The following is a 986-nucleotide window of genomic DNA, read 5'->3' as shown; positions in this document are numbered from 1 at the left end:
CCTTGGATTTCCATGCCAACCAGACCCGAGGAGGATGCAATATCATACCCGTGTCTATGTTTAAGTTCACTATTCTTGGCTTCAATTTTGTACCGTTCTTTGGCCTTGGCTTTAAATGCTTCACTTTCCTGAAACACAGCCTGTGCCAGATGCTCATTGCTTTTTAGGCTGACCGAATACGTCTTGCTTTTGGCCCCCTCTTTGTAACACCCTTCCCGAAGCGGACAACGTTTACATTTCTCAACATCAAAAAAATAGGTGTCGACCTGGTTCGCCCCTTGCCCTTTTTTTCCTTGCCGAGCCCGGCGTGTCGCCAAATGTCCAGCCTTGCAGACATACATTCCAGCATCCTTGTTAAACTCAAATTCGTCTTCTTTCTTTCGGTTGCCTTGAGTAATTAACGGATTTAATTTGGATACGAGTTCGATTTTATGTTGCTCACTGTACGCCAGATTGTTTTTCTCCGAGTAGGCCGTATCCCCAATGACCGTCTCCACTTCCACCCCCGCCGCTTTGCTTTTTTCAATGAGCGTTTGGAGTTGTTTGCCGTCAGGTTGCTCACCCGTCGTAATCGTCGCAGCGGTAATGATTCGCTCATCGCTCATCGCCATATGAGTTTTGTACCCGAAAAAGGAGGAGTCCGCACTTTTGTGGCCTACTCTGGCATCGGGATCGGCTGAAGTCTGCAAATGCTCCAGATCATCGGCAATCGTCTCTTTTAACAAGTTTAGCGGTTCCTTCACTTTAGGGAGTTCGGTAAAACGCCCGTCTTCTTCAATCACGGTAACCAATTGCTCACAATAGCGAATTTCATCTTGAATGTCCTTCGTAACCGGTTTGGACGGAAATTTGTTTTTCATGGATTCATCCAGCGTGTACATCGCTTTTCTCAGCTTTTTGGAGCGCTCCTGCAATACCTCTTGCGGTGTCTTTTGCATATAGCGTGCTTTGGTGTGAGTGGCGTCCACAATCACCGATTTGCTGCG

At 47.2% G+C, this 986-nt stretch carries 1 protein-coding gene; it reads right to left on the bottom strand.

Annotated features, from left to right (window positions below; genetic code table 11):
* Positions 1–986 (bottom strand): transposase (locus ACE41H_RS25130; RefSeq protein WP_375358307.1); only part of this gene is annotated, 986 nt, incomplete at both ends.

This window comes from Paenibacillus enshidis, from assembly GCF_042136365.1.
Taxonomy (GTDB): Bacteria; Bacillota; Bacilli; order Paenibacillales; family Paenibacillaceae; genus Paenibacillus; species Paenibacillus enshidis.
Note: the sequence above shows the minus strand (reverse complement) of the source record. Positions and strands in the feature narration are given on the sequence as shown.